The organism is Phytobacter massiliensis JC163, from assembly GCF_000321045.1.
Lineage (GTDB): Bacteria > Pseudomonadota > Gammaproteobacteria > Enterobacterales > Enterobacteriaceae > Phytobacter_A > Phytobacter_A massiliensis.
The window spans coordinates 1-3,008 of record NZ_HE578954.1 but is presented as its reverse complement, the minus strand read 5'-3'; the positions used below and the strand labels follow the sequence as shown (position 1 = coordinate 3,008).

Genomic DNA, 3,008 nt, shown 5'->3' with positions numbered 1-3,008 from the left:
GTGTGTTCGAGTCTCTCAAATTTTCGCAATCATGAAGTGAAACATCTTCGGGTTGTGAGGTTAAGCGACTAAGCGTACACGGTGGATGCCCTGGCAGTCAGAGGCGATGAAGGACGTGCTAATCTGCGAAAAGCGCCGGCGAGGTGATATGAACCTTTGACCCGGCGATGTCCGAATGGGGAAACCCAGTGCAATTCGTTGCACTATCGTTAACTGAATACATAGGTTAACGAGGCGAACCGGGGGAACTGAAACATCTAAGTACCCCGAGGAAAAGAAATCAACCGAGATTCCCCCAGTAGCGGCGAGCGAACGGGGAGCAGCCCAGAGCCTGAATCAGCTTGTGTGTTAGTGGAAGCGTCTGGAAAGCCGCGCGATACAGGGTGACAGCCCCGTACACGAAAATGCACAGGTTGTGAGCTCGATGAGTAGGGCGGGACACGTGGTATCCTGTCTGAATATGGGGGGACCATCCTCCAAGGCTAAATACTCCTGACTGACCGATAGTGAACCAGTACCGTGAGGGAAAGGCGAAAAGAACCCCGGCGAGGGGAGTGAAAAAGAACCTGAAACCGTGTACGTACAAGCAGTGGGAGCACTCTTTTATGGGTGTGACTGCGTACCTTTTGTATAATGGGTCAGCGACTTATATTCTGTAGCAAGGTTAACCGTATAGGGGAGCCGAAGGGAAACCGAGTCTTAATTGGGCGTTAAGTTGCAGGGTATAGACCCGAAACCCGGTGATCTAGCCATGGGCAGGTTGAAGGTTGGGTAACACTAACTGGAGGACCGAACCGACTAATGTTGAAAAATTAGCGGATGACCTGTGGCTGGGGGTGAAAGGCCAATCAAACCGGGAGATAGCTGGTTCTCCCCGAAAGCTATTTAGGTAGCGCCTCGTGAATTCATCTCCGGGGGTAGAGCACTGTTTCGGCTAGGGGGCCATCCCGGCTTACCAACCCGATGCAAACTGCGAATACCGGAGAATGTTATCACGGGAGACACACGGCGGGTGCTAACGTCCGTCGTGAAGAGGGAAACAACCCAGACCGCCAGCTAAGGTCCCAAAGTCATGGTTAAGTGGGAAACGATGTGGGAAGGCCCAGACAGCCAGGATGTTGGCTTAGAAGCAGCCATCATTTAAAGAAAGCGTAATAGCTCACTGGTCGAGTCGGCCTGCGCGGAAGATGTAACGGGGCTAAACCATGCACCGAAGCTGCGGCAGCGACACTATGTGTTGTTGGGTAGGGGAGCGTTCTGTAAGCCTGCGAAGGTGTGCTGTGAGGCATGCTGGAGGTATCAGAAGTGCGAATGCTGACATAAGTAACGATAAAGCGGGTGAAAAGCCCGCTCGCCGGAAGACCAAGGGTTCCTGTCCAACGTTAATCGGGGCAGGGTGAGTCGACCCCTAAGGCGAGGCCGAAAGGCGTAGTCGATGGGAAACAGGTTAATATTCCTGTACTTGGTGTTACTGCGAAGGGGGGACGGAGAAGGCTATGTTGGCCGGGCGACGGTTGTCCCGGTTTAAGCGTGTAGGTGTGTGTTCCAGGTAAATCCGGTTCACTTTAACACTGAGGCGTGATGACGAGCCACTACGGTGGTGAAGTAACAAATGCCCAGCTTCCAGGAAAAGCCTCTAAGCATCAGGTAACACGAAATCGTACCCCAAACCGACACAGGTGGTCAGGTAGAGAATACCAAGGCGCTTGAGAGAACTCGGGTGAAGGAACTAGGCAAAATGGTGCCGTAACTTCGGGAGAAGGCACGCTGGTGTGTAGGTGAAGCCCCTGCGGGTGGAGCTGAGACCAGTCGAAGATACCAGCTGGCTGCAACTGTTTATTAAAAACACAGCACTGTGCAAACACGAAAGTGGACGTATACGGTGTGACGCCTGCCCGGTGCCGGAAGGTTAATTGATGGGGTTATCCGTAAGGAGAAGCTCTTGATCGAAGCCCCGGTAAACGGCGGCCGTAACTATAACGGTCCTAAGGTAGCGAAATTCCTTGTCGGGTAAGTTCCGACCTGCACGAATGGCGTAATGATGGCCAGGCTGTCTCCACCCGAGACTCAGTGAAATTGAACTCGCTGTGAAGATGCAGTGTACCCGCGGCAAGACGGAAAGACCCCGTGAACCTTTACTATAGCTTGACACTGAACATTGAGCCTTGATGTGTAGGATAGGTGGGAGGCTTTGAAGCGTGGACGCCAGTCTGCGTGGAGCCAACCTTGAAATACCACCCTTTAATGTTTGATGTTCTAACCTGGCGCCGTGATCCGGCGTGGGGACAGTGTCTGGTGGGTAGTTTGACTGGGGCGGTCTCCTCCTAAAGCGTAACGGAGGAGCACGAAGGTCAGCTAATCCTGGTCGGACATCAGGAGGTTAGTGCAATGGCATAAGCTGGCTTGACTGCGAGCGTGACGGCGCGAGCAGGTGCGAAAGCAGGTCATAGTGATCCGGTGGTTCTGAATGGAAGGGCCATCGCTCAACGGATAAAAGGTACTCCGGGGATAACAGGCTGATACCGCCCAAGAGTTCATATCGACGGCGGTGTTTGGCACCTCGATGTCGGCTCATCACATCCTGGGGCTGAAGTAGGTCCCAAGGGTATGGCTGTTCGCCATTTAAAGTGGTACGCGAGCTGGGTTTAGAACGTCGTGAGACAGTTCGGTCCCTATCTGCCGTGGGCGCTGGAGAATTGAGGGGGGCTGCTCCTAGTACGAGAGGACCGGAGTGGACGCATCACTGGTGTTCGGGTTGTCATGCCAATGGCACTGCCCGGTAGCTAAATGCGGAAGAGATAAGTGCTGAAAGCATCTAAGCACGAAACTTGCCCCGAGATGAGTTCTCCCTTGGACTTTAAGTCCACTAAAGGAACGTTGAAGACGACGACGTTGATAGGCCGGGTGTGTAAGCGCAGCGATGCGTTGAGCTAACCGGTACTAATGAACCGTGAGGCTTAACCTTACAACGCCGAAGATGTTTTGGCGGATTTGAGAGAATTTTCAGC

The 3,008-nt window shown here is 53.3% G+C and carries 1 rRNA gene; it reads left to right on the top strand.

Annotation, left to right across the window (positions count from 1 at the left end):
- Nucleotides 1-58: 58 nt before the first annotated feature.
- A 23S ribosomal RNA gene (locus ENTHG_RS23630) occupies nt 59-2,965 on the top strand.
- Nucleotides 2,966-3,008 lie beyond the last annotated feature (43 nt).